The 23,012-nt window shown below is 69.0% G+C and carries 21 protein-coding genes and 1 pseudogene; 13 read left to right on the top strand and 9 right to left on the bottom strand.

The window, feature by feature from the left end; translation table 11 throughout:
- The first annotated feature begins 430 nt into the window (after window positions 1-430).
- The 4 genes from ACFJIX_RS02715 to ACFJIX_RS02700 all read left to right on the top strand — a co-directional run bounded on the left by ACFJIX_RS02715 (window position 431) and on the right by ACFJIX_RS02700 (window position 3,564).
- Window positions 431-1,021, top strand: a complete 591-nt coding sequence (locus ACFJIX_RS02715; RefSeq protein WP_377157576.1) for a DUF3455 domain-containing protein — start codon at window positions 431-433, stop codon at window positions 1,019-1,021.
- 114 nt (window positions 1,022-1,135) lie between these two features.
- Window positions 1,136-1,822: a class I SAM-dependent methyltransferase gene (locus ACFJIX_RS02710; protein WP_377157575.1), complete on the top strand. Its 687-nt coding sequence runs from the start codon at window positions 1,136-1,138 to the stop codon at window positions 1,820-1,822.
- A gap of 61 nt (window positions 1,823-1,883) precedes the next feature.
- Window positions 1,884-2,933 carry a VTT domain-containing protein gene (locus tag ACFJIX_RS02705; RefSeq protein ID WP_377157574.1) on the top strand — a complete coding sequence of 350 codons (1,050 nt, stop codon included), beginning with the start codon at window positions 1,884-1,886 and terminating at the stop codon, window positions 2,931-2,933.
- Window positions 2,934-2,985: 52 nt separating this feature from the next.
- Window positions 2,986-3,564, top strand: a complete 579-nt coding sequence (locus ACFJIX_RS02700) for a hypothetical protein (protein WP_377157573.1) — start codon at window positions 2,986-2,988, stop codon at window positions 3,562-3,564.
- Between the two features lie 45 nt (window positions 3,565-3,609).
- Here the strand turns inward: ACFJIX_RS02700 and ACFJIX_RS02695 are convergent, their stop codons facing one another.
- The 6 genes from ACFJIX_RS02695 to ACFJIX_RS02670 form a co-directional block, all read right to left on the bottom strand.
- On the bottom strand, window positions 3,610-4,668 hold the full coding sequence (locus ACFJIX_RS02695) for a diguanylate cyclase domain-containing protein (RefSeq protein WP_377157571.1): 1,059 nt from the start codon (window positions 4,666-4,668) through the stop codon (window positions 3,610-3,612).
- A complete protein-coding gene (locus tag ACFJIX_RS02690) occupies window positions 4,613-6,043 on the bottom strand; it encodes a PAS domain-containing protein (RefSeq protein WP_377157570.1) in 1,431 nt (476 codons plus the stop codon). The genes ACFJIX_RS02695 and ACFJIX_RS02690 overlap by 56 nt, the downstream gene beginning before the upstream one ends.
- A 31-nt stretch (window positions 6,044-6,074) precedes the next feature.
- A complete protein-coding gene (locus ACFJIX_RS02685) occupies window positions 6,075-6,350 on the bottom strand; it encodes a cysteine-rich CWC family protein (RefSeq protein ID WP_377157569.1) in 276 nt (91 codons plus the stop codon).
- Between the two features lie 22 nt (window positions 6,351-6,372).
- Entirely contained in the window at window positions 6,373-7,941 is a 1,569-nt protein-coding gene (locus tag ACFJIX_RS02680) for a malonyl-CoA synthase (RefSeq protein ID WP_377157567.1), read from the bottom strand.
- 48 nt (window positions 7,942-7,989) lie between these two features.
- The gene (locus tag ACFJIX_RS02675; RefSeq protein WP_377157566.1) at window positions 7,990-8,994 is read right to left on the bottom strand and encodes a Bug family tripartite tricarboxylate transporter substrate binding protein; all 1,005 of its coding nucleotides are present in this window, start codon (window positions 8,992-8,994) and stop codon (window positions 7,990-7,992) included.
- An 81-nt stretch (window positions 8,995-9,075) separates the two neighbouring features.
- Window positions 9,076-10,374: a malonyl-CoA decarboxylase domain-containing protein gene (locus ACFJIX_RS02670; protein WP_377157564.1), complete on the bottom strand. Its 1,299-nt coding sequence runs from the start codon at window positions 10,372-10,374 to the stop codon at window positions 9,076-9,078.
- A 228-nt stretch (window positions 10,375-10,602) separates the two neighbouring features.
- Between ACFJIX_RS02670 and ACFJIX_RS02665 the strand changes: the two genes are divergently transcribed.
- The 9 genes and pseudogenes from ACFJIX_RS02665 to ACFJIX_RS02625 all read left to right on the top strand — a co-directional run bounded on the left by ACFJIX_RS02665 (window position 10,603) and on the right by ACFJIX_RS02625 (window position 21,570).
- The gene (locus ACFJIX_RS02665; protein WP_377157562.1) at window positions 10,603-12,153 is read left to right on the top strand and encodes a sigma-54 interaction domain-containing protein; all 1,551 of its coding nucleotides are present in this window, start codon (window positions 10,603-10,605) and stop codon (window positions 12,151-12,153) included.
- Window positions 12,154-12,336: 183 nt separating this feature from the next.
- Window positions 12,337-13,962, top strand: coding sequence for a methyl-accepting chemotaxis protein (locus ACFJIX_RS02660; protein ID WP_377157561.1), 1,626 nt, complete (start codon window positions 12,337-12,339; stop codon window positions 13,960-13,962).
- A 329-nt stretch (window positions 13,963-14,291) separates the two neighbouring features.
- The gene (locus tag ACFJIX_RS02655) at window positions 14,292-15,494 is read left to right on the top strand and encodes a substrate-binding domain-containing protein (RefSeq protein WP_377157560.1); all 1,203 of its coding nucleotides are present in this window, start codon (window positions 14,292-14,294) and stop codon (window positions 15,492-15,494) included.
- A gap of 56 nt (window positions 15,495-15,550) precedes the next feature.
- Window positions 15,551-17,065 (top strand): fibronectin type III domain-containing protein, encoded by a 1,515-nt coding sequence (locus ACFJIX_RS02650; protein ID WP_377157558.1) that lies wholly within the window; start codon window positions 15,551-15,553, stop codon window positions 17,063-17,065.
- 34 nt (window positions 17,066-17,099) lie between these two features.
- Window positions 17,100-17,855: an ABC transporter ATP-binding protein gene (locus tag ACFJIX_RS02645; RefSeq protein ID WP_377157557.1), complete on the top strand. Its 756-nt coding sequence runs from the start codon at window positions 17,100-17,102 to the stop codon at window positions 17,853-17,855.
- Window positions 17,852-18,631, top strand: a complete 780-nt coding sequence (locus ACFJIX_RS02640) for an ABC transporter ATP-binding protein (protein ID WP_377157555.1) — start codon at window positions 17,852-17,854, stop codon at window positions 18,629-18,631. Before ACFJIX_RS02645 ends, ACFJIX_RS02640 begins: the two co-directional genes overlap by 4 nt.
- Window positions 18,628-19,638 carry a branched-chain amino acid ABC transporter permease gene (locus tag ACFJIX_RS02635; RefSeq protein WP_377157553.1) on the top strand — a complete coding sequence of 337 codons (1,011 nt, stop codon included), beginning with the start codon at window positions 18,628-18,630 and terminating at the stop codon, window positions 19,636-19,638. The genes ACFJIX_RS02640 and ACFJIX_RS02635 overlap by 4 nt, the downstream gene beginning before the upstream one ends.
- Before the next feature lie 21 nt (window positions 19,639-19,659).
- Entirely contained in the window at window positions 19,660-20,727 is a 1,068-nt protein-coding gene (locus ACFJIX_RS02630; protein WP_377161570.1) for a branched-chain amino acid ABC transporter permease, read from the top strand.
- A pseudogene (locus ACFJIX_RS02625) lies at window positions 20,724-21,570 on the top strand (alpha/beta fold hydrolase). The gene ACFJIX_RS02630 and the pseudogene ACFJIX_RS02625 overlap by 4 nt, the downstream one beginning before the upstream one ends.
- Window positions 21,571-21,589: 19 nt before the next feature.
- Here ACFJIX_RS02625 and ACFJIX_RS02620 read toward each other — a convergent pair.
- From ACFJIX_RS02620 to ACFJIX_RS02610, 3 genes are all read right to left on the bottom strand, one after another.
- Window positions 21,590-21,844 (bottom strand): hypothetical protein, encoded by a 255-nt coding sequence (locus ACFJIX_RS02620; RefSeq protein WP_377157551.1) that lies wholly within the window; start codon window positions 21,842-21,844, stop codon window positions 21,590-21,592.
- A 5-nt stretch (window positions 21,845-21,849) separates the two neighbouring features.
- The gene (locus ACFJIX_RS02615; RefSeq protein ID WP_377157550.1) at window positions 21,850-22,062 is read right to left on the bottom strand and encodes a hypothetical protein; all 213 of its coding nucleotides are present in this window, start codon (window positions 22,060-22,062) and stop codon (window positions 21,850-21,852) included.
- A gap of 190 nt (window positions 22,063-22,252) precedes the next feature.
- Complete coding sequence (locus ACFJIX_RS02610) at window positions 22,253-22,783, bottom strand: response regulator (protein WP_377157548.1); 531 nt, start codon at window positions 22,781-22,783, stop codon at window positions 22,253-22,255.
- Window positions 22,784-23,012: the final 229 nt, after the last annotated feature.

Genomic DNA, 23,012 nt, shown 5'->3' with positions numbered 1-23,012 from the left:
TTGGTCCCGGTGGTGGTCAATCGAAGGCCGCCGCCATGCCATTCCAGCCAGTCCAGATCGACCAGACGGTCGATCAGCTTCTCCGGGATCTCATTCGGCCTGACGCCGCTGGAGCGCGTCGACACTCTGCCGCAACGAAGCACGGAGCTCGTCGAGGGTTTGTGGACAGGCATGGTGCTCCTCCTCCGAAATCGCCCCGCGACATGCGGTTCGAACAGATTCGCCAAGCAATCAAGGCGAGGACTTGCACGGCTTCCGACAGGAGAGACGAAGCGAAGACTTCGGGATGACAGGCTCACGGTCTATCGGCTGATCGTAGCGCAGACCGTGCGCGAACCTTTTTCGCGGAAAACGAATCCGTTAAGACGGCGTTTGCGTACAGCGTTCCAGTGAGGCCTTCCGGCCTTGCCGCCAACCCTGAGGAGCTGCGATGACCACCTTGTCCCCCCGCGCGAAGTCCCCGACGTCCGTCTTCGTCCTGCTGGCGCCCGTCGCCCTGCTGGGCGCCTGCGCCATGTCCGGCCCGTCGGGCTCGAACGCCCCGGCGTTCTCCCAGGCCGGCCTGCCCGCCGCCGTGCAGGTGCCTGAGGGGCACAAGGTGTCGATGGAGACCGTCGGCGTCGGCAAGATCACCTATGAATGCCGCGCGAAGAAGGACATGGCCGGGCAGTTCGAGTGGGTGTTCGTCGGCCCGGACGCGACCCTGAGCGATCGGCGCAGCACCGTGGTCGGCAAGTACTACGGCCCGCCCGCCACCTGGGAAGCCCGCGACGGTTCCAAGGTCACCGGCACGCAGGTCGCGGTGGCGCCGGCGTCCCCGGGCAGCATCCCGCTGCAGCTGGTGAAGGCCAATCCCGCCGTCGGCATGGGCGCCATGCAGGGTGTGAGCCACATCCAGCGCGTGGCCACCAAGGGCGGCGTCGCGCCGCAGACCGCCTGCGATGCCGCAGGGGTCGGGCAGAAGCAGGTCGTCGACTACCAGGCGGACTACATCTTCTGGGCGCCGGTGGCGATGCGCTGAAGCCGGGCCGTCGGGACTTCCCTGTCCCGTAAGAGAAGGATGTCGAGGGGGGGCGCTCCTGACTATGCTTCGCGCACCGCCGCGGTGCTCGTGGCGGGCGCCGAGGAGGTATCCATGCCGGCTCTCCGTTCCGCCAGTCCCCTGGCCCGATTCGACTATCCGCACGCCGCGCGCCGCGAGATGCTGGCCTTCCTCCCGCAGGACTGCCGGCGCGTGCTGGACGTCGGCTGCAACACCGGCGCCTTCGGAGAGGCCGTCAAGCAGACCCGCCCCGGCACCGAGGTCTGGGGCGTCGAGCCCGACGCGGGGGCCGCGGAACGCGCCGGTGCCCATCTGGACCGGGTGATGCAAGGCTTCTTCGATCCGATGCTGCCGCTGCCCGAAGCCCATTTCGACGCCATCGTCTTCAACGACGTGCTCGAGCACATGCCCGATCCCTGGGCCGCGCTGAACCTGGCCGCGCCGCTGCTCGCACCGGGCGGCGTGGTGCTGGCCTCGCTGCCCAACCTGCTGCACCTGGACACGATCTGGCCGCTCGTCCACGACCGCGACTTCCGCTACGAGCCCTGCGGCGTCCGTGACCGGACGCACCTGCGCTTCTTCACCCGCACCAGTGCGCAGCGCATGTTCGACGAATGCGGCTACGAGGTCGTCAGCGTCCAGGGCATCAACGAGCAGTGGTACACCCCGTCGCTCAAGCGCCGGCTGGCCTTCCGGCTCTTCGGACGGCAGCTCGAGGAGACGAAGTGGGTGCAGTTCGCCTTCGTCGCCCGGCCCAAGGCGCCCCGGCTGGTGTCCTGAACGGCGGGAAGAATCGCCCCACCGCCGACGGGTGACCTCGGCAGCCGCGACAATGCGCCGCATGCGCGCCCTGATCGACCTGCTGATCCAACACGACTTCCTGCTCGTCTTCCTCGTGACGCTGGCCGCGCGCATCGGTGCGCCGGTGCCGGCGGCGCCGCTGCTGGTGGTCGCGGGCGGACTGGCCGCGGCGGGGCGCCTGTCGGCGGTGTCGCTCGTCGTGGCGGCGGTGCTGGCCAACGTCCTGGGCGACGCCATCTGGTTCATCGCCGGCCGCAGCTACGGCCACCGGGTGTTGCGGCTGCTGTGCCGCGTCTCGCTGTCCCCCGACGTCTGCGTCCGCCAGAGCGAGAGCCTCATCGCGCGCTGGGGCGGCAGCTCGCTGCTGGCCGCGAAGTTCCTGCCCGGCATCTCCGTCGTCGCGGCGCCGATGGCCGGTGCGCTCGGCATGGGCTGGCGCCGTTTCATCGCCTATGACGCCGTCGCCGGACTGGTCTGGACGGCGTGTTTCCTCGGGCTCGGACTGATCTTCAGCGACCAGATCCAGGACGTGCTGGACTTCCTCTCCAACGCCGGCCTGCTGGCGGTCGCGGCGATCGTCGCGGTGCTGGCGCTCCTGATCGGCAACCGCTGGCGGCGTCGCCGCCAGATGGCGAAGCTGCAGGGCGAGGTCGAGCGCATCAGCGTCGAGGACGCCGCCGCGCTCTGCGAGCAGGACATGGCGCCGCTCTTCATCGATGTCCGCAGCGATCCCGGCCGAGCCGCTGATCCGCGCACGCTGCCGGGCGCGCTCAACATCCCGCTGACCCGCCTGCCGGAATACGCCGAGCAGTTGCCCGACGACCGCCTGCTGGTCCTCTACTGCAACTGCCCGAACGAGGTCTCCGCCATCCAGGGCGCGCATGAGCTCATGAAGCGCGGTCATCCGCGCGTGCTGGCGCTGGACGGCGGCCTGGACGGCTGGCACGAACTGCAGCGACGCCAGGGACGGGACCGGGGCGACAGCGGCGACGGTGATGCGGCGGGCCAGGCGCCCAAGGTCTCGACGTCACCTGCCGCCGCTCCCGCGGCTCCGGCGGCCCTGCACTCGGCGACGCCCGCCGTCCCCTGATCTGAGGAGGGGCGGCTCCCGCGGCTGGCCCGGCGCTTGCATACTGGCGCCCATGACCGTTGCCGTCCTGCCCGTCGCCTCGCCGGTCCTTGCGCCGACCATCCTCGACCTGGAGGCGTCCGGTTTCGGGCGCGGCAGCTACCCGATCGAGATCGGATTCGTCGAAGCGGGCGGCCTGCCGTTCTGCTCGCTGATCCAGCCGGCGCCGGAGTGGGAGCATTGGGATGAGCAGGCCGAGGCGCTGCACGGCATCTCGCGCGAATTGCTGCTGCGTCACGGCCGCCCGCGTGACTGGGTCGCCGACGAGCTCAACAAGCGCTTGGCGGGCCAGACGGTCTACTCCGACAGCTGGGGCCATGACTACCCGTGGATGAGCAAGCTCTTCGACAGCGTCGGTCGCCTGCCGCGTTTCCGGATCGAGGACCTGCGCCGCCTGCTCAGCGAAGACGAGGCCCAGCGCTGGAACGCGGTCCAGCAGGAGGTCCGTGCCGAGGCGCAACTGCGTCGTCATCGGGCCAGCGCCGACGCCAAGGTCCTGCAGATGACGCTGATGCGCCTGAAGCACGGCGCATCGACGCCGACCGCGTCGCTGGACGGCCGCGACCCCGGCGACTTCGGCAACTGCGGCTGATCCCGCCCCTGCAACGACGTCCGCCGATCCCGGATCGTTCCGACGTCAGCTGATCTCCGTGGGGCCGGAATGGGGCTTGGGGGTCCTGGAGGGATCCCCCATGCCCCGTGGAGAGCCCGCGCTTGGCAAGCCGGAGTCGGCTGCCCCGCCCGCTGCACCTGCCGCGCCCACGGCGCCCGCCGCACCCACCGCAGCCGACGCAGGCTTGCGCTCCGCGCAGAGGCTCCCGCTCGATCTCCCCCGCCCCGCCCGCTTCGCGCGGTAGAGCTGCTCATCCGCCTGTGTGACGAGATCGTCGATGTCGGCCTGCCGCGCCCACTGGACGCAGAACCCGACGCTGGTGCCGATGTGGAGTTCCAGCGCACCGATGCGGAACGGCATCGTCAGCGCATGCACCAGCTTGTCGGCGACGACCTGCGCGTCCACCGGTTTCGCGACATGGGTGAGGAACACGGCGAACTCGTCGCCGCCGACGCGGGCCACGAGGTCCTGCGGCCGCAGCGCGTGGCGCAGCCTGCCGGAGACGGCCTTCAGCAGCGCGTCGCCGACGGGATGTCCGTACTCGTCGTTGACGGGCTTGAAGCGGTCCAGGTCGAGGTACAGCAGCGCCACCAGTTCGTCGCGGTCCGTCGCGCGCCCGAGCGCGGCGTTGACCTGCGACGCGAAGCCGGCGCGGTTGAGCAGCCCGGTGAGCGGGTCCGTGTTGGAGGCCCGCAGCAGCCGCATCTGTTCCTGCTTGACGTCGGTGACGTCGCGCGCGACGCCGTAGGCGCCGATGATCGCGCCGTCGTCGTTGAGCAGCGGTGCGTAGGTGAGCTCGACGTAGCGCGTCTCGCCGCGGTCGTCGCCGTCCAGCGGCATCGGGCGGCTGACGCCGTCGTCGTCGCGCATCTCGACGACGCTGGTCTCGCCCTCGAAGGCGCGTTGGATCAGCGGATGCACGGCCGGATACAGGTCGTCGAAGACGTCCGCCGCGTGGCGGCCCTGCCAGGACTTTTCCGGGATGTCGAAGCGGCGCTCGAAGGCCTTGTTGCAGAACAGCACGCGTTCATCGGTGTCGACGGCCAGCATCATGACGTTGACGCTCTGCGCCATCGCGCTCATGACGGCCTGGCTGCGCTCGCGCTCGCGTCGGGCGGCGAGCTCGGGCGTGATGTCGGCGATCGTCCCGGCGTGCGCGACGATGCGCCCGCCCAGGCGCATCGGCCGCATCCGCAGACGCACCATCAGTTCCGAGCCGTCGCGGCGCGTCAACTGCCGCACGCGGTCGACCGGTTCCCCCCACGGCGACCAGTGCGGCCCATTGCTCGCGCGTCAATTCGCGCTCCGATGGGGAGAGACGGTCCAGCCAGCCCCAGGCCAGGTCCTTGCGGTCGACCTCCATCAGGCGGAGGTAGGTCTCGTTGGCATACACGGTGCGGCCCTGGAGATCACAGCGGAACAGGCCCATCGGCGAGGCGTCGGCGGTGGCTTCGCGTTCGGCCTCGCGCAGCCGGGTGCGCTGCTGCAGCCGCGTGAACCAGGCCATCAGGCCGACGGCGATCGCCGTGACCACCAGCGAGAAGCCCAGCACCGCGCGCCGCTGCTGCAGGTAGCCGGCGAGGATGCGGTCGCGCTCGAAGGACACGAACAGACGCAGCGGGTAGTCCTGCAGCACGCGGTAGGAAACGATGCGATCGCGCCCGTCGGCCGGGCTTTTCGTCACCATGAACTGGCCGCTGGCCGGCGGGCTCGGCGGCAGTACCTCGCCGCCGGGGACCTGTCGCATGTTGGTGCCGACCAGGCCCGGGACTTCGGGCCAGCGGGCCATGGCGACACCGTCGTCGCGTTCCAGCAGCACGGCCATGCCCGAGCGCATCGACCGCGTGCGGTAGATGCGCAGCAGCACGTCGAGGTCGATGAAGCCCACCGTCGCGGTGAAGGCGCCGGTCGGCGCGCTCAGGCGCGTGGCCATCGGCAGGACGAAGTGGGCGCCCGGCCGCAGCCGGATCGGCGTGCCGAGGATGATGCTCGGTCCGCCGGGGCGGCCCAGTTCGGACAGGAAGCTCTTCGCACCGAGGTCGGCATAGGGTTCGCCGGTCACCGACGGGATGCGCCACAGGCGGCCGTCGGCGCTGGCCAGCATCACGTCGGTGATCCCGCGCGAGTTGTCGCGCAGCGAATCGGCCAGCAGCGACACGGTGGCGTCCAGGTCCTGGCGTTCGTTCCTGCGCGTGAGCAGCAGCAGGTCCAGCGTGCGCAGGCTGCCTTCGGTTTCGCGCAGCAGCTGCTCGGTGTCCTGCGCCGCGTTGAGGGCGATGCTGTGCAGGTCTTCCTGCAGGTCCTCGACCAGCGATTTCGGATAGAGCAGCGCGAACCACAGCACCAGCGCCCACAGCACGAGCAGCACCAGCCCCAGCGCCAGGAACGGGCCGAAGACCACCAGGCGTCTCACCTGGAGACGCTCCGCGACGGACTGGCTGAATGGGGAGGCGGCCATCGGTCGGATTGTGGTCGTCCCGCGTGTGCCTTCAAACGCCCAACAACGGGGGCTCGGGCGGGTTTTTCGGCGGGTCCGGCACGTGGCTGTCCGGATCGTCGCGGGCCAGCTCGGTCAGGCAGCGCAGGCACAGGCACTGGTCGGGCCAGCGGGCGGCGAGTTCGCGCTTGAGGCCCTCACCCAGCCGCGTGCCGAAGCAGGCGCACCAGCCGTCGTCCACGCCGCAATGGAAGCCGCCGCCGCAACGCGGGCAGGCGGTGTTGAGGGTGTTGACCGTGTCGGCGGGGAGCGGCGTCGGCGTGCTCATGACGACGGATTGTCGGCGATGCTCAGCCGAACAGCCCCCGATGCCGCTCGCGCAACAGGTTCTTCTGCACCTTGCCCATCGCGTTGCGCGGCAGCTCGGTCTCGACGAAGACCCGCTTCGGCACCTTGAAGCCGGCGATGCGGTCCTTCAGCGCCGCGACCAGCGTCGCGCCGTCCAGCGCGGCGCCGGATCGCGGCACCACCACGGCGATCACGCCCTCGCCGAAGTCCGGATGCGGCACGCCGACCACGGCCGACTCCGCCACGCCGGGCAGCTCGTTGAGCCAGCCCTCGATCTCCGCCGGGTACACGTTGTAGCCGCCGGTGATGATCAGGTCCTTGCTCCGCCCCACGATCGTCACGTAGCCGCGGTCGTCGCGCCGGCCCACGTCGCCGGTCTTGAACCAGCCGTCGGCGGTGAACTCCTCCTTCGTCTTCTCCGGCATGCGCCAGTAGCCGGCGAACACGCTGGGCCCGCTCACCTGGAGGTGGCCGATCTCGCCGTCGCCGGTGCTGGGGCAGGGCGCGCCCGCGTCGTCGACGACGCGCAGGCCCACGCCCGGCAGCGGATAACCGACCGTGCCGCCGCGGCGCTCGCCGTCCTCGGCCTTGTACGGGTTCGACGTCAGCATGACCGTCTCGCTCATGCCGTAGCGCTCCAGGATCGTGAACCCGGTGCGGCGCTGCCATTCGTGGAAGGTCTCGATCAGCAGCGGCGCGGAACCGCTGATGAACAGCCGCATCCGCGCGCACGCGTCCTTCGTCAGCGTCGCCTGCTCGAGCAGCCGCACGTACAGCGTCGGCACGCCCATGAACAGCGTCGCGTCGGGCAGCCGCGCGATCACGCCGCGCGGATCGAAGCGGTTGAACCACAGCATCTTCGCCCCGGCCAGCAGCGCCCCGTGCGACGCGACGAACAGCCCGTGCACGTGGAAGATCGGCAGCGTGTGGATCAGCACGTCGTCCGCCTTCCAGCCCCAGTAGTGCTTGAGCACCTCGGCGTTGGACAGCAGGTTGCCGTGGCTCAGCATCGCGCCCTTGCTGCGACCGGTCGTGCCGCTCGTGTAGAGGATCGCGGCCAGGTCATCGGCCTTCTTCTCGGCCACCTGGTGCGTGTCGGGCATCTGCACCGCGCGATCCAGCAGCGTGCCGCTGCGGTCCTCGTTCAGCGTGAACACCCACGGGACCTTGGCCTGGAACGCCAGCTTGCTGATCCAGCCGAAATTCTTCCCCGCGCAGACGACCACCGCCGGCTCCGCGTTGCCGATGAAGTACTCGAGCTCGGCGGCCTGGTAGGCCGTGTTCAGCGGCAGGTAGACGTAGCCGGCGCGCAGCACCGCGAGGTACAGCAGCAGCGCCTCGACGCTCTTCTCCGTCTGCACCGCGACGCGGCTGCCCGCGGGCAGGTCCAGCGAGTCCAGCAGGTTGGCGATCATCGCCGTGGCGCGGTCGATGTCGCGCCAGCTGTAGCGCTGGCCGGCGTCGGGGCCGTCGGCCAGCTCGATCGCGCAGGCGTCCAGGTCGTCGGAGAAATTCGCGCGCAGCGCGGCGAACAGGTTGACGTTCGCGGTGGCTTTCTGGGGAGCGTTCATGTCGGGAGTCGCAGGCCGGGGTTCAGGCAATCGCTATCGGATCGAGGATCAATCCAGTTTCGCACCGCTGCGCTTGACCACGTCGGCCCAGCGCAGGACCTCGCCGTGCACGAACTTGCCGAACGCGTCGCCGTAGAGCGTCGGCATGTCGGTGCCCAGGCCGGTCCAGATGTTCTTCAGTTCCTCCGTCGCGTAGGCCTTGCGGAGTTCGGCCTGCATCGCGGCGATCACTTCCTTCGGCGTGCCCTCGGGGGCCCACAGGCCGTACCAGGTGGCGACCTGGTACTGCGGGATGCCGGCTTCCACGGCGCTCGGGATGTCCGGGAAACCCGGCGCGCGCTTGGAGGAGGCCACCGCCAGCGCCTTGATGCGGCCGCCGCGGATGTGTGCGGCGGACGAGCCCAGGCCGTCGAACATCAGGTCCACCTGGCCCGCCATCAGGTCCTGCAGCGCCGGGCCGGCGCCGCGGTAGGGGATGTGGGTGATGAAGGTCTGCGTCTGCAGCTTGAAGAGCTCGCCCGCCAGGTGGTGCGAGGTGCCGTTGCCCGCCGAGCCGTAGTTCAGCTTGCCGGGGTTCTTCTTGAGCAGCTCCAGCAGGCCCTTCACGTCGGTGACGGGCACCTTCTGCGGATTGATCACGATGACTTGCGGCACGCTGGAGACCAGGGCGACGGGGATGAAGTCCTCCTCGAGCTTGTAGTCGAGCTTCGGGTACATCGCTGGCGCGATCGCGTGATGCACCGCGCCCATGAAGAAGGTGTAGCCGTCCGGCGCGGCCTTGGACGCGATCGTCGCCCCCACGGTGCCGCCGGCGCCGCCCTTGTTGTCGATGATGAACTGCTTGCCGGTCTGCTTGGTCAGCACGGCGGTCAGCGGCCGCGCGAAGGCGTCGGTGCCGCCGCCGGCCGGGAAGGGCACGACGATGACCACCGGCCGGCTCGGCCAGGCGGCCTGCGCGAATGCCGACGGCGCGATGCCCGCGCCCGCGGCGGACAGGGAAGCCAGGGCGGCGGCGCCCAGCAGGCGGCGGCGGGTCGTGGAACTCTGGGTCATGCGTGTCTCCTGTGGGTCCTGTGGGCCTCTGCGGGCCACGGTGTCGGTAGGCAAGGGTTGCGGAAAGAGGATGCGGAAGGGTCAGAGCAGACCGCCCACGGCGCGCGCCGTCGCGATCTCTCCCTGGGTGAAGGCTTCGTGGTGTTGCTCGATGCGGTCGAGGTCGTAGAGGTAATTGACCATCATCCCGTGCGACTGTTTCAGTCCTTTGGCCGAGCGGTCGCCGCCGGGATTGAGTCGCTCCAGGCGGGCGCCGTTGTCGAGGTGGAACCGCGCGACCGGGTCGCCGCCGGGCAGCGGCGTCTGGGCGATGAGGTAGACGGCGGCCAGGCGGCGCAGGTCGGCCTGCAGGGCCTCGTCGTCGAGGGCTCCCGGGCTGGCGAGCTCGGCCGGTGTGTGGTGCTTCAATCGTGCGAGCGCTTCCGCGGTGCGCGCGCGTTGCGCCGGCTTCAGGCCGGAAAGCGCGGAGAGGGCGGCGGACTCGTCGTCCGTCGCCCGGATCGCCTGCAGCCAGGCCGCGAAGCCCGGGATCGGCGACAGCGTGCAGAACTGCTTGAGCCGCGGCAGCTCCTGCCTCAGATGCTCGGCCACGCGCTTGATCAGGAAGTTGCCCAGCGACACGCCGCGCAGCCCCGGCTCGCAGTTGCTGATCGAATAGAAGACGGCGGCCTTGAAACTGTTCGGCGGCATCGGTTCGCTGCGCTTGCCGATCAGCGGCGCGATCGCGTCCGGCATGTCGGGCAGCAGCGCGATCTCCACGAAGATCAGCGGCTCGTTCGGCAGCTGCGGATGGAAGAACGCGAACAGCCGCCGGTCCGGCAGCAGGCGTCGCCGCAGGTCGTCCCAGCCGTCGATCGCGTGCACGGCCTCGTGGCGGATGATCTGCTCCAGCAGGTGCGCCGGCGAGTGCCAGTCGACCTGTCGCATCTCCAGGAAGCCCGGGTTGAACCATGAGGACAGCAGGTGCAGCAGGTCGGCGTCCACCATGCGCCAGTCCGGGTGCGAGGACAGGCCCTCCAGCAGCCGGCGCCGCATGCGGACCAGCGTGCCCGTGCCGCCGGGCGCGCGGTTCAGGCGGCGGAACAGTTCCTGCCGCGGCGGCTCGCTGACGTCGGTCAGCTGACGCAGCGTCTCGGTGCCGGGCGCGTCGGCATAGGCCTGCGCGGCGCGCAGCACCGCGTCCGGCACGGGATTGAAATCGGCGGCCAGCCTGTCGAAGACCGCCGGCCAGGCGTCCACGGGCAGCGCCCCCATGCGGCCGATCAGGTCATGGGCCAGGCCCAGGCTGTTCGCCTGCCCGCGTTCCGACAGCAGCTTGTGCGCCAACGACAGCACCTGCCTTGCCGCCCGCGCCGAAGTCCAGGAATCCACGATGGCCATGAGGGCGGTTTATAGCCGGATCGCCTCCTGTGCGGCTCGACGACCGCCTCGGGGATTCCCCAGGGCGTTCGCCTCCCGGGACGGCCCTCGCACCGGCGAGGCGGCTGCTACATTGGTCCGCATCAGATCCGAGGCGGCGCCGCGCGGCGGCAGCCCGACCCGGACACCCGCGGGCCGCCCCCGAGGCGCCCGGGACAAAGGCCAGGACGAACGTCCAGGAGACAAGCCATGAACGACATTCCCCAGGATGCCGAAGCGGTGCTGCGGCTGGCGGCGCAGTCGATGTTCGACGTGCTGGCCAGCACCGCGCAGGGCGCGATGGTGGTCAACCGCGAGCACCGCGTCGTCTGGATCAGCGAGGGCTACAAGCGCTTCCTGCCCGCGCTCGGCTTCCGCGACGAATCCGAGTTCGTCGGCCGCCGCGTCGAGGAAGTCGTCCCCAACACCCTGATGGCGCAGGTCATCGACACCGGCCAGCCCATCCTCGTGGACCTGCTGACCAACAAGGCGGGCACCTTCCTCGTCAGCCGGCTGCCGCTGCGCGGGCCGGGCGGCGACGTCATCGGCGCGATGGGCATGGTCCTGCTGGACCATCCCGAGACGACGATGCAGCCGCTGATGAACAAGTTCGCGTGCCTGCAAGCGGAGCTCGACGACACGCGACGACAGCTCGCCGCCGAGCAGTCCCGCAACCGCCGCGCCAAGCACCGCATCGTCGACTTCGTCGGATCGAGCGCGGCCGCGGTCGAGGTCAAGCGCCATGCGCGCCGCGTCGCGCAGACCGAGGCGACGGTGCTGCTGCTCGGCGAGACGGGCACCGGCAAGGAGCTGCTTGCGCACGCCATCCACGCGGCCTCCCGGCGCGCGGCGAAGCCGCTCGTGTCGGTGAACATCGCCGCGGTGCCGGAGACGCTGCTGGAGGCGGAGTTCTTCGGCGTCGCGCCCGGCGCCTACACCGGCGCCGATCGCAAGGGGCGCGACGGCAAGTTCAGGCTGGCCGACGGCGGCACGCTCTTCCTCGACGAGATCGGCGACATGCCCCCGGCGCTGCAGGCCAAGTTGCTGCGCGTGCTGCAGGAGCAGGAGCTGGAGCCGCTGGGCAGCAACGAGGTCGTGAAGGTCGACGTCCGCGTGATCGCGGCGACCAGCCGCGACCTCGGGGCGATGGTGCAGCGCGGCGAGTTCCGCGCCGATCTCTTCTACCGGCTCAACGTCCTGCCGATCCGCCTGCCCGCGCTGCGCGAGCGGTGCGGGGACATCGAGACGCTGGTCGAGGTCCTGCTGGCGGACATCACGCGGCGCAGCGGCCTGGCGCCGAAGACCTTGAGCGCCGCGGCGCTCCGGGCGCTCGAAGGCAAGACCTGGCCCGGCAACGTGCGCGAGTTGCGCAACGCGCTGGAACAGGCCTTCCTGATGAGCGACGAGGACGAATTGCTCCCGAGGCATTTCGGACTCCACGAGACGGCGACCCCGACCACCGCCACCGCGCCCACCGCGATCACCACGAGCGATGCGGACGTTGCGGAGGCCGGTGCCCCTCCGAGCGACCTTTCGAGCGTGAGGAGAAGTGGGAGCGAGGAGGGGCACCGGCCTTCGCAACGTGGGCTCGGTCCCCCGGAGACCCTGCCCGCCCGCAAGGCCGAGCTGGAGCGCGCCGCCATCGCGCAGGCCTTGAGGAGCACCAATGGCAACCGCGTCGCCGCGGCGAGGCTGCTGGCGATCTCCCGCGCCACGCTCTACGAGAAGCTGGCGAAATACCCCGAGCTCGCCTCAGCCTGACGCGTACGGCAGCGCACGACCCCTGAATGGAGGGAGGACGCGACGTCACATCGTCACGTTTGGCCTGTGTTCAAGGGCTTCATCGAGGGTTCGAGGGGCTTGCCGCACACCGTGCGACATGCGCATATTCGAGACCAGGGCAGACGACGAGGACCGGATGGACCGGCCCGCCCAGGAGACTTCATGAACACGCTCACCACGACTGCGACCGGCTTGCATGCGGACGCGCCCTCCGGCGCCCGGACGACCTCGAAGGGGACGCCCCCTCGGGCCTGGACGATGGCCACCAAGCTGCGCGTGGCGGTGCTGGCTGCGGTGGTCGGTTTCGTCGTCCTCGTGATGTGGCTCAGCCACCGCTCCGCGATGAGCCTGCTGGACGTCAAGATGATCACGACGGTCGAGCAGGTGAAGAACGCCGAGCAGATCGCCAAGCGCCACTTCGACCGCATCGGCGCCGGCGGCCTCACCGAGGCCGACGCGAAGAAGCAGGCCGCCGCCGAGATCGGCAAGATCCGTTACTCCGGCAACGAGTACATCTGGATCAACGACATGACGCCCAAGATGGTCATGCATCCGATCAAGCCGGAGCTCAACGACAAGGACCTGTCCGGCAACAAGGACCCGAACGGCCTGAAGCTGTTCGTCGCATTCGTCGACACGGTCAAGGCGCAGGGCAGCGGCTTCGTCGACTACCTGTGGCCCAAGCCCGGTGCCAAGGATCCGGAACCGAAGCGTTCCTACGTCGCCGGCTTCAAGCCCTGGGGCTGGGTGATCGGCTCCGGCGTCTACATCGACGACGTGTCCGGCATCGCCCGTCGCGACGCGACGGTCGCGCTGGCGCTGGTGATCGCCGTGGGCATCGCCGCGCTGGTCGCGGTCGAATGGTTCGCGCGCGGCCTCAAGCGCCGGCTCAACCAGATGCGCGAGGTCGTCGAGGCCGTCGCCAACGGCGATCTGCGCACGCAGGTGATGGGTCGGGAGGATGTGGGCAACGACGAGATCGGCCAGGTGCTGACGCAGGTCGCCGCGATGCAGGGCCGACTCAGCGATCTGGTGCGCGCCATCCGCGACGCCACGGACTCCATCCAGCATGCGTCGCGCGAGGTCGCGATGGGCAGCCAGGACCTGTCGCAGCGCAGCGAGCAGGCGGCCTCCAGCCTGCAGCAGACGGCGGCGTCGATGCATGAGCTGACGCAACAGGTCACGCACTCTGCGCAGGCCGCGCACCAGACCAATCAGCTGGCCATCGGTGCGGCCGATCGCGCCAAGCTCGGCGCCGACGTGATGGGCGAAGTGGTGCAGACCATGGACGGCATCGCCGGCGCCAGCCGCAAGATCGCCGACATCATCTCCGTCATCGACGGCGTGGCCTTCCAGACCAACATCCTCGCCCTGAACGCGGCCGTCGAGGCGGCCCGCGCGGGCGAGCAGGGTCGAGGTTTCGCGGTCGTGGCTTCGGAAGTGCGCGCGCTCGCGCAGCGCAGCGCCAACGCGGCCAAGGAGATCAAGGCGCTGATCAACGACTCGGTCTCGCGCGTCGACGCGGGCGGCGCCCAGGTGGGTCGCGCCGGCGAAGCGATGGGTCAGATCCTGCAGTCGGTGCAGCAGGTCAGCGGCACGGTCGCCGAGATCAGCCAGTCCAGCGCGGGCCAGTCCGACGGACTGGCCCAGATCAACCAGGCCGTGAAGCACCTGGACGACATGACGCAACAGAACGCGGCATTGGTTGAAGAGACCGCTGCCGCCGCCGAATCGCTGCAGCAGCAGGCCAGGCTGCTCAACGAACACGTGGCGACCTTCCGCACCTGACGCCTACCCAACGGCGCGCCGAACGGCGCTGCTGTCTGGACTCCGGACACTGCCCGATTTCCGGACAAGGTTCTGATCGCCACCGCACGCCGCTGTCTGGAACCCGGACAGCGGCGTTGTCATTCCGGGAGCCGATCCCACCGGTCTCACGGATAGGCGCGAGGTCAGCGAGCCTCGTTGGGGCCGGAATGACTCTGGGGGTTCCCGGAGGGATGCCCCCTGAGTCGTGGAGCGCCCGCGCCTGGCCGACCGACGTCGGCATGGACCTTGCGAAGGAGGCTCCTCGAGACCGGCGCACGACCGATCCGCCCCAACAGGAGACAAGTTCCATGACCCATGGCTTCATCCGCGCCGCGACCGGTGCGGTCTTGGCGCTGTCCGCCGCTTTCGGCGCGACCACCGCGGCGTTTGCGCAAGGCAAGGAAATCCGCATCGCCCATGTCTACAGCCGCACCGGCCCCCTCGAGGCCTACGGCAAGCAGACGCAGACCGGTTTCCTGATGGGCCTGGACTACGCGACCGGCGGCACGATGACGGTGGCGGGCCGCAAGCTCGTCGTCATCGAGAAGGACGACCAGGGCAAGCCCGACGTGGGCAAGAGCCTGCTGGCCGCGGCCTACGGGGACGACAAGGCCGACATCGCCGTCGGCCCGTCCTCGTCCGGCGTCGCGCTTGCATTGCTGCCGGTGGCCGAGGAGCACAAGAAGATCCTGCTGGTCGAGCCCGCGGTCGCCGACTCGATCACCGGCGACAAGTGGAACAAATACATCTTCCGGACCGGCCGCAACAGCTCGCAGGATGCGATCTCCAACGCGGTGGCGCTCGACAAGCCGGGCACCGTGATCGCGACGCTGGCGCAGGACTATGCCTTCGGCCGTGACGGCGTGAAGGCCTTCAAGGATGCGATCAAGAAGGCCAAGCTGGTCCATGAGGAATACCTGCCGACCACCACGACCGACTTCACCGCCGGTGCGCAGCGGCTCATCGACCGGCTCAAGGACCAGCCCGGCCGCAAGGTGATTTTCATCATCTGGGCCGGCGCGGGGAACCCGTTCAAGATCGCCGATCTCGACCTCAAGCGCTACGGCATCGAGATCGCCACCGGCGGCAACATCCTGCCCGCGATGGCCGCGTACAAGGCGTTGCCCGGCATGGAAGGCGCGACCTACTACTACTTCGGCATCCCGAAGAACCCGGTCAATGAATGGCTGGTCGCCAACCATTACAAGCAGTTCAAGACGCCGCCTGATTTCTTCACCGCCGGCGGCATGAGCGCGGCGATCGCGGTCGTCGAGGCGCTCAAGAAGACCGGGGGCGACACGGCGACCAACAAGCTCATCAAGGCCATGGAGGGCATGAGCTTCGAGACACCCAAGGGCCGCATGACCTTCCGGCCCGAGGACCACCAGGCGATGCAGTCGATGTACCACTTCAGGATCAAGGTGGATCCGGCCTTCGCCTGGGGCGTGCCCGAGCTGGTGCGCGAGATCAAGCCGGAGGAGATGAACATTCCGATTCGCAACAAGCGCTGAGCGCTGAGCGACCAGCATCCAGCGTTGAAGGTCCGTCGACATCCAGGAGGTTTCCGATGAAGTCATCCGTTGTCAGAAGTTCCGCTGTCCGCTTTCTCGTTCCCACCGCCGTGGTGGCCGCGTCGTTCCTGTCGGCGGGCGTCGGTCACGCCGCCGTGCCGCTGCCCTCGCTCAACATCGACAAGACCCAGATCACCGTGTCAGGCCTGTCCTCGGGCGGCTTCATGGCCAACCAGCTCGGTTACGCGCATTCATCGACGTTCAAGGGCGTCGGCGTCTTCGCCGGCGGGCCGTACATGTGCGCCGGCCACAGCAACTACACCGCCTGCATGTACAACGCGACGATCTCGTCGTCCGCGCTGAACACGATGCAGGCCGACCTCAACAACTGGAGCGGCACGGCGATCGACGCCAAGAGCAACGTCGCCTCGCAGAAGGTCTACCTGTTCGTCGGCACGAGCGACACCACGGTCGGTCCCAATCCGATGAACGCGGTGCAGACGCAGTACCTCAACAACGGCGTCACGGCGGCCAACCTCGAGTACGTCCAGCGCAGCGGTACCGCCCATGTGCTGCCCACCGACTTCGACGCCACCGGCAACAACAGCTGCGGCACCAGTGCGTCGCCCTACATCGCCAACTGCGGCTACGACGGCGCGAAGGCCGTGCTCACCAAGCTCTACGGCACGCTGAGCGCGCGCAACAACAGCCCCGCCGCGGCCAACTACATCGAGTTCGACCAGACCGCGTTCAGCACCAACCCCGGCCTCGCGGCGACCGGCTGGGCCTACGTGCCGGCCAACTGCGCGGCCGGCCAGGTCTGCAAGCTGCACGTCGCGCTGCACGGCTGCCAGCAGAACTACGCAACCATCGGCGACAAGTTCGTGAGGAACACCGGCTTCTCGCGCTGGGCCGACACCAACAACATCGTCGTGCTGTTCCCGCAGACCAAGGTCGACAACACCTCGCGATCGACCTCGGCCAGCGGCCTGCTGCCCAACCCGAACGGTTGCTGGGACTGGGTCGGCTGGTACGGCTCGAACTTCGCGCAGAAGGCCGGCACGCAGATCGCGGCGATCAAGGCCATGGTGGACCAGGTGTCCTCGGGCGGCGGCGGCACGCCCGGCACGCTGCCGGCGCCGGCGTCGGTGACGGCCACCGGTGCGACCAACACCACGATGACGATCGGCTGGGCCGCCGTCACCGGCGCGTCGGGCTACAACGTCTACCGCAACGGCACCAAGGTCAACGCGTCGGCCGTGACCGGCACCAGCTACGGCGACACCGGCCTGTCTCCTGCGACCACCTACAGCTGGACCGTGCGTGCGGTCGACGGCGGAGGCATCGAGGGCGCCGCTTCCGCCCCGGTCAGCGGGACCACGACCGGCGCCGCGGCCACCTGCTTCACCGCGACCAACTATGCCCACACGACGGCGGGGCGCGCCCATCAGAGTGGCGGATATGCCCTGGCCAACGGCTCCAACCAGAACATGGGCCTGTGGAACGTCTTCATCACGACGACGCTGAAGCAGACCGGCCCCAACTACTACGTGATCGGCACCTGCCCCTGAGGGCGGCGATCGCGCCTGGAAGCTTTCCGCACGCATGCTCGAGACCCATGACCTCACCATCCGGTTCGGCGGCCACACGGCGGTGGATCGTGTCAGCTGCGCCTTCCGCCCGGGCACGCTGACCGCCATCGTCGGGCCGAACGGTGCCGGCAAGACGACCTACTTCAACCTGATCTCGGGGCAGCTTGGCGCGAGCGCGGGTCGGGTGCTGCTCGACGGCGAGGACCTGACGCGCCTGGCCGCGCCGCTGCGCACGCGGCGCGGACTGGGGCGCGCCTTCCAGCTGACGCAGCTGTTCCCGACGCTGAGCGTGCTCGAGAACGTGCGCCTCGCCGTGCAATCGCGGCGCGGGGAGGGCCTGCGGATGTTCTCCGTGTGGCTGAACCATCGCGAGCTGCTCGACGAGGCGCGCGCGATCGTCGAGCGCGTGCGGCTCGGGCATCGCGTCGACGCGCCGGCCGCGAGCCTGCCGCACGGCGACCAGCGCAAGCTGGAGGTCGCGATGCTGATGGCGCTCAAGCCCAAGGTCTATCTGTTCGACGAACCGACCGCGGGCATGAGCGTCGACGAGGTGCCGGTGATCCTCGACCTGATCCGCGCGCTGAAGGCGGAGGGGACGCACACGATCCTGCTCGTGGAGCACAAGATGGACGTGGTGCGGGAACTGGCCGACCGCATCGTCGTGCTGCACAACGGGCAACTGGTCGCGGACGGCGAACCCGAGGCGGTGATCGCCTCGCCGGTGGTGCAGAGCGCCTACCTGGGACTGGCGATGCCGGAGGCCGCATGAACGTGGTCGCATCGGCGGGCGCGCCGTTGAGAAGGACGCTGCTGTGCCTCGACGGCGTGCATACGCACATCGGGGCGTATCACATCCTGCACGGCGTCGACCTGGCCGTCGCCGAAGGCGAAGTGACGATGCTGCTGGGCCGAAACGGCGCGGGCAAGACCACGACACTGCGCACGGTGATGGGGCTCTGGCGCGCGAGCGCAGGTCGCGTGCTGCTCGACGACCGCGAGATCCAGGCCGTTCCGACGCCGGAGATCGCGCGCCTGGACATCGCCTACGTCCCGGAGAACATGGGCATCTTCGGCGACCTGACGGTCCGCGAGAACCTGCTGCTGGCGGCACGCGGCGCCCGCTCGCTCGACGACCTCGACACCACGCGGCTGGACTGGCTGTTCGGGCTGTTCCCCGCGCTGCGCAAGTTCTGGCTGTATCCCGCCGGCAAGCTGAGCGGCGGGCAGAAGCAGATGCTGGCGATCGCGCGCGCGATGGTCGAGCCGCGCCGGCTGCTGCTGATCGACGAGCCCACCAAGGGGCTGGCGCCGGCGATCATCCGCAACCTCATCGAGGCGCTGCGGGAGATCCAGCGGGGCCGCGACGGCGCACGGACGACCGTGCTGCTGGTGGAGCAGAACTTCATGGTCGCCCAGGCGCTGGGTGACGGCGTCGCGGTCATGGACGACGGCCGCGTCGTGCATGCGGGCCGCATGGCCGACCTGGCGGCCGATGAGGCGCTGCAGCAGCGGCTGCTCGGCCTTTCGCTGGCGGCACATCAATGAACGATACCTCTCCGGTGCCCCAGGCACGTTTCGACGCGATCCCGCTGCTGCTGATCGTCGGACTGGCGCTGGCGGCGCTGCCGCTGATCGGCTCGATGTCGAGCTGGGCGACGCTGACCATCGCCGGCCTCGCGATGGGGCTGATCGTCTTCGTCATCGCTTCGGGCCTGACGCTGATCTTCGGCCTGATGGACGTGCTGAACTTCGGCCACGGCGTGTTCATCGCGCTCGGCGCCTTCGTCGCGACGACGGTGATGGGCGCGATGAACACCTACGGCGGATTCGTGGCGAGTCCGTCGCTGGCGGCCAACCTGATCGCGGTCGCCGTGGCGGCCTTGGCCGGCATCGTCAGCGCCGCGGCGCTGGGCCTGGTCTTCGAGCGCGTGCTGGTGCGGCCCGTCTACGGCATGCACCTCAAGCAGATCCTGATCACGATGGGCGGCATGATCATCGGCGAGGAGCTCATCAAGCTGGTCTGGGGCGCGCAGATGATCCCGCTGCAGCCGCCGGAGTCGCTGCGGGGCGCGCTCGTGCTCGGCGACGTGGCGGTCGAGAAGTTCCGGCTGCTGGCCGTCGTCGTGGGCCTGGTGGTCTTCGCGGGACTGCTTTGGCTGCTCAACCGGACCAAGCTGGGCCTGCTGATCCGCGCCGGCGTCCAGGACCGGGAGATGGTCGAGAGCCTGGGTTATCGGATCCGACGTCTGTTCGTGGCCGTGTTCGTCGCCGGCTCGGGCCTCGCGGGGCTGGGCGGCGTGCTGTGGGGGCTCTACCAGCAGAGCGTGGTCCCGCAGATCGGCGCGCAGGTCAACACGCTGATCTTCATCGTGATCATCATCGGCGGGCTGGGCTCGACGCTGGGGTGTTTCGTGGGCGCGGTGCTGGTCGGATTGATGGCCAACTACTGCGGCTTCCTTGCGCCGAAGGCGGCCCTGTTCTCCAACATCGGCCTGATGGTCGCCGTGCTGCTGTGGCGGCCGCAGGGCCTCTATCCGGTCGGACGCCGTTGAACGGAGCGATCCTTGATGACCCTGATCCGATCCCTGCTGTCGCATGACCTGCCGCGCAGCCGCGTGCTGGCGGCGCTGCTGCTGCTGACCGTGCTCGGACTCGCGCTGGCGCCGTTCGTGTTCCCCGGCACCCGGGCGCTCAACGTGGCGGCCAAGATCCTCGTGTTCATCGTGCTCGTCGGCAGCTACGACCTGCTGCTCGGCTACACCGGCATCGTCAGCTTCGCGCACACGATGTTCTTCGGCATCGGCGCCTACGGCGTCGCCATCGCGAGCTCCCGGATGGAACCGGGCTTCGCCGCGCTCGTCGTCGGCATCGGCGGCGCGCTGGTGCTGTCGCTGCTGCTCGCGCTGGTCATCGGTCTGTTCTCGCTGCGTGTGAAGGCGATCTTCTTCGCCATGATCACGCTGGCCGTCGCGGCGGCTTTCCAGGGATTGGCCTCGCAACTGTCCGACTTCACCGGCGGCGAGGACGGTCTGAACTTCCGGCTGCCCGAGCTGCTGTCGCCGTCGACCGAATTTCTCGAGGAGCCCGTGCTCGGCGTCTCCGTCGACGGCCGGCTGCTGAGCTACTACCTGCTGTTCGTCGTGACCGTCGTGCTGGTGCTCGCGTTGCTGCGCATCGTCAATTCCCCGTTCGGGCGCGTGCTGCAGGCCATTCGCGACAACGACTTCCGCGCCGAGGCGATCGGCTACCGCCTGGTGACCTACCGCACGCTGTCGACGCTGCTGGCGGCGGTCTTCGCGACCCTCGCGGGCGCCTTGCTGGCGATCTGGCTGCGCTACAACGGGCCGGACACCTCGCTATCCTTCGAGATCATGCTGGACATCCTGCTGATCGTCGTGATCGGCGGCATGGGCACGATCTACGGCGCGGTGATCGGCAGCGCGCTGTTCGTGCTCGCGCAGAGCTACCTGCAGGACCTGATGCGCATCGGCGCGTCGGCGGTGGAAGGCGTGCCGGTGTTGTCGCAGCTGATCGCGCCGGAGCGCTGGCTGCTGTGGCTGGGCGTGCTGTTCGTGCTGGCCGTGTACCACTTCCCGAACGGACTGGTCGGGCGTCTGCGGCAGGCGGGGAGGGGAACTTGAAGTCGACGTCGAACTACCTGCGCTGCGAAGGCCGCGAGATCCATTACCAGGCCTGGGGCGATCCGGCCGGCGAGCCGGTGATCGCGTGGCATGGCCTGGCCCGCACCGGGCGCGACATGGACGAACTGGCCTCCCACCTGGCGGGGGCAGGTCGCTACTTCGTGGTGTGCCCGGACACCCTCGGAAGAGGGTTGTCGCAATGGAGTCCGGATCCGGACAACGAGTACTGCCTCGCGTTCTATGTGAAGCTGGCGGTGGCGCTCGTCGATCAACTGGGGCTGAAGGAGCTTCACTGGATCGGCACCTCGATGGGCGGCGCGATCGGGTTGCTGGCGGCGGCGACATCCTTGCGCGGGCGCATCCGGCGGCTGGTGCTCAACGACATCGGGCCGGAGCTCGCGGAACCGGCGATCCAGCGCATCCGCAGCTATGCGGGGGCGCCGTCGGCGTTCGACACGGTGTCCGAGTTGGAACAGTACTTCCGCCAGATCTATCAGCCCTACGGCTGGATGAGCGACGCGCAGTGGCGCCGGTTGACGGAGACCTCGGTGCGGCGGCTGCCCGACGGGCGCGTGACGCCGCATTACGACCCCGGCGATGGTGCGCCAGTTCTTCGTCCATCCGGACGATTACAAGCGCTGGACCGAATGGGACTCGCTGAGCCTGCCGGTGCTGTGCCTGCGCGGCGAGACCTCGGATCTTCTGCTGCCGGAGACGGCCGAGGCGATGCGCGTGCGCGGTCCGCGGGCGGAGGTGGTGACGATCCCTGGCTGCGGCCATGCGCCCGCGCTGAACGTGCCGGAGCACTTCGCGATCGTGCAGCGGTTTCTCGAAATCGGGTGAGCGTGGTGCATGGGCGGACTCATCGCTTGATGAGCCAACCCAGCACCCCGCCGAAGGCCATCGTCAGCGTTGACGTGGCCCACTTTCGCTCTTCCTCGGCCACGCAGGCGTCGGTCAGCACGAACACGCTGAAGCCGACCAGGGTCAAGAGAATGAAGGTGCTGACGAAGAAAAGGGTGAGGTCCTTGAGTCGCCGGACCTTGCCGTCGGCGGGGGGCTCTGGCGGCTCTATCGACGCCCTGAAGATGGGCTCCGCAATATTGCTGTCGCTCACGGGCATCAGATCTCCACGATCTCTTCGGCCAGCAGATCCTTTCGCTCTGGATCGACCAGGCCGATGACGCGTCCTGATCGCACCTGCTGTCGGATCCTGAAGTACAGCTGTGCTGCCTTCGACAGGATCTCGGCGTCGGTCTTGCGATCCTCAAGTGCCGCCAGATGGATCTGTGCCTGGATGATCTCGGAGGGGTGGTAGGAGGGAATCGGGTACATGCGCAACTCCTGACGTCACACCCGGACATCGGGTGCGGATCGAAAGTGGAGCACGCACGCGCCGTTCAATGCCAGTGCTACGACGGGGGATTCCTGCCAGCTTTGCGCGCGATCAAAGACCCTCGAAATAACGAGCGTTCCCTCGTTGTGGCGACGCCTCGTCCCTCGTGGGAGGGATCCCTCGCGGGGGTCAGTCGTTGAGCTGCGGCAGATCCAGCCAGCGCGCCAGCCGGCGGCGCAGCGTCAGGAAGTCGAGCGGCTTGGTCAGGTGCTCGTCCATGCCGGCCTTCAGGCTGTCCGCGACGTCGCTGTCCAGCGCGTGCGCCGTCAGCGCCAGGATCGGGAAGCGGGGCAGCCGTCCCTGCGCCTGCTGCTCCCGCAGCCGGCGCGCGCATTCCAGGCCGTCCATGCCCGGCATCTGGATGTCCATCAGCACGAGGCTCGGCGCCGCCTGTTCGCACAGGTCCAGCGCTTCCTGGCCGTTGCGCGCGAGTTGCGTCTTCAGTCCCATCAGCGCCAGGAATTCCAGCGCGACGACCTGGTTGATCGGGTTGTCCTCGACCAGCAGCACGAAGGGCTCGCCGGGCGCCGGACGCTGGCCGGACACGGAGGCGTCGGCCATCGACGACGGGGGCGAGGGCTTCGCGGACGCGTCCGAGGTCATCAAGACCAGCGTGGTCTCGGGGATCTCGTGAGTGGAATGGCCGTCGTTTCTGTCCATGTCGCTTGTCGCCCGCGATCCGATCGGGATGCGGGTAATCCCTAGGTATGTCGTCCGCCGTTCGGGTGGAACCGGGGACCGGTGTTGCTCGGCGACGACGGGGTCCATCGTCGCCGCAGCCCCCGGAGACTAGCAAGTGTGCGGAAGTCATCATTCGGAGGCCTTGACAAGAGGTAGGGGAAGGCTTGCTGAGCGGTTGCCTGCTTGCATTTGCTTACCACCATGTCGT

It is taken from the genome of Roseateles sp. UC29_93, from assembly GCF_042695725.1.
Classification (GTDB): Bacteria; Pseudomonadota; Gammaproteobacteria; order Burkholderiales; family Burkholderiaceae_C; genus Roseateles; species Roseateles noduli_A.
This window is presented reverse-complemented; position numbering and strand designations above follow the sequence as displayed.

Bases quoted from the DNA above. Each gene is read 5' to 3' on its own strand.
- ACFJIX_RS02690 (WP_377157570.1), bottom strand. From the start codon at position 6,043: ATGGCCGCCTCCCCATTCAGCCAGTCCGTCGCGGAGCGTCTCCAGGTG.
- ACFJIX_RS02705 (WP_377157574.1), top strand. From the start codon at position 1,884: ATGCGCGCCCTGATCGACCTGCTGATCCAACACGACTTCCTGCTCGTC.
- ACFJIX_RS02685 (WP_377157569.1), bottom strand. From the start codon at position 6,350: ATGAGCACGCCGACGCCGCTCCCCGCCGACACGGTCAACACCCTCAAC.
- ACFJIX_RS02670 (WP_377157564.1), bottom strand. From the start codon at position 10,374: ATGGCCATCGTGGATTCCTGGACTTCGGCGCGGGCGGCAAGGCAGGTG.
- ACFJIX_RS02665 (WP_377157562.1), top strand. From the start codon at position 10,603: ATGAACGACATTCCCCAGGATGCCGAAGCGGTGCTGCGGCTGGCGGCG.
- ACFJIX_RS02615 (WP_377157550.1), bottom strand. From the start codon at position 22,062: ATGTACCCGATTCCCTCCTACCACCCCTCCGAGATCATCCAGGCACAG.
- ACFJIX_RS02650 (WP_377157558.1), top strand. From the start codon at position 15,551: ATGAAGTCATCCGTTGTCAGAAGTTCCGCTGTCCGCTTTCTCGTTCCC.
- ACFJIX_RS02645 (WP_377157557.1), top strand. From the start codon at position 17,100: ATGCTCGAGACCCATGACCTCACCATCCGGTTCGGCGGCCACACGGCG.
- ACFJIX_RS02610 (WP_377157548.1), bottom strand. From the start codon at position 22,783: ATGGACAGAAACGACGGCCATTCCACTCACGAGATCCCCGAGACCACG.
- ACFJIX_RS02700 (WP_377157573.1), top strand. From the start codon at position 2,986: ATGACCGTTGCCGTCCTGCCCGTCGCCTCGCCGGTCCTTGCGCCGACC.
- ACFJIX_RS02715 (WP_377157576.1), top strand. From the start codon at position 431: ATGACCACCTTGTCCCCCCGCGCGAAGTCCCCGACGTCCGTCTTCGTC.
- ACFJIX_RS02710 (WP_377157575.1), top strand. From the start codon at position 1,136: ATGCCGGCTCTCCGTTCCGCCAGTCCCCTGGCCCGATTCGACTATCCG.
- ACFJIX_RS02680 (WP_377157567.1), bottom strand. From the start codon at position 7,941: ATGAACGCTCCCCAGAAAGCCACCGCGAACGTCAACCTGTTCGCCGCG.
- ACFJIX_RS02640 (WP_377157555.1), top strand. From the start codon at position 17,852: ATGAACGTGGTCGCATCGGCGGGCGCGCCGTTGAGAAGGACGCTGCTG.
- ACFJIX_RS02655 (WP_377157560.1), top strand. From the start codon at position 14,292: ATGACCCATGGCTTCATCCGCGCCGCGACCGGTGCGGTCTTGGCGCTG.
- ACFJIX_RS02695 (WP_377157571.1), bottom strand. From the start codon at position 4,668: ATGAGCGCGATGGCGCAGAGCGTCAACGTCATGATGCTGGCCGTCGAC.
- ACFJIX_RS02660 (WP_377157561.1), top strand. From the start codon at position 12,337: ATGAACACGCTCACCACGACTGCGACCGGCTTGCATGCGGACGCGCCC.
- ACFJIX_RS02675 (WP_377157566.1), bottom strand. From the start codon at position 8,994: ATGACCCAGAGTTCCACGACCCGCCGCCGCCTGCTGGGCGCCGCCGCC.
- ACFJIX_RS02635 (WP_377157553.1), top strand. From the start codon at position 18,628: ATGAACGATACCTCTCCGGTGCCCCAGGCACGTTTCGACGCGATCCCG.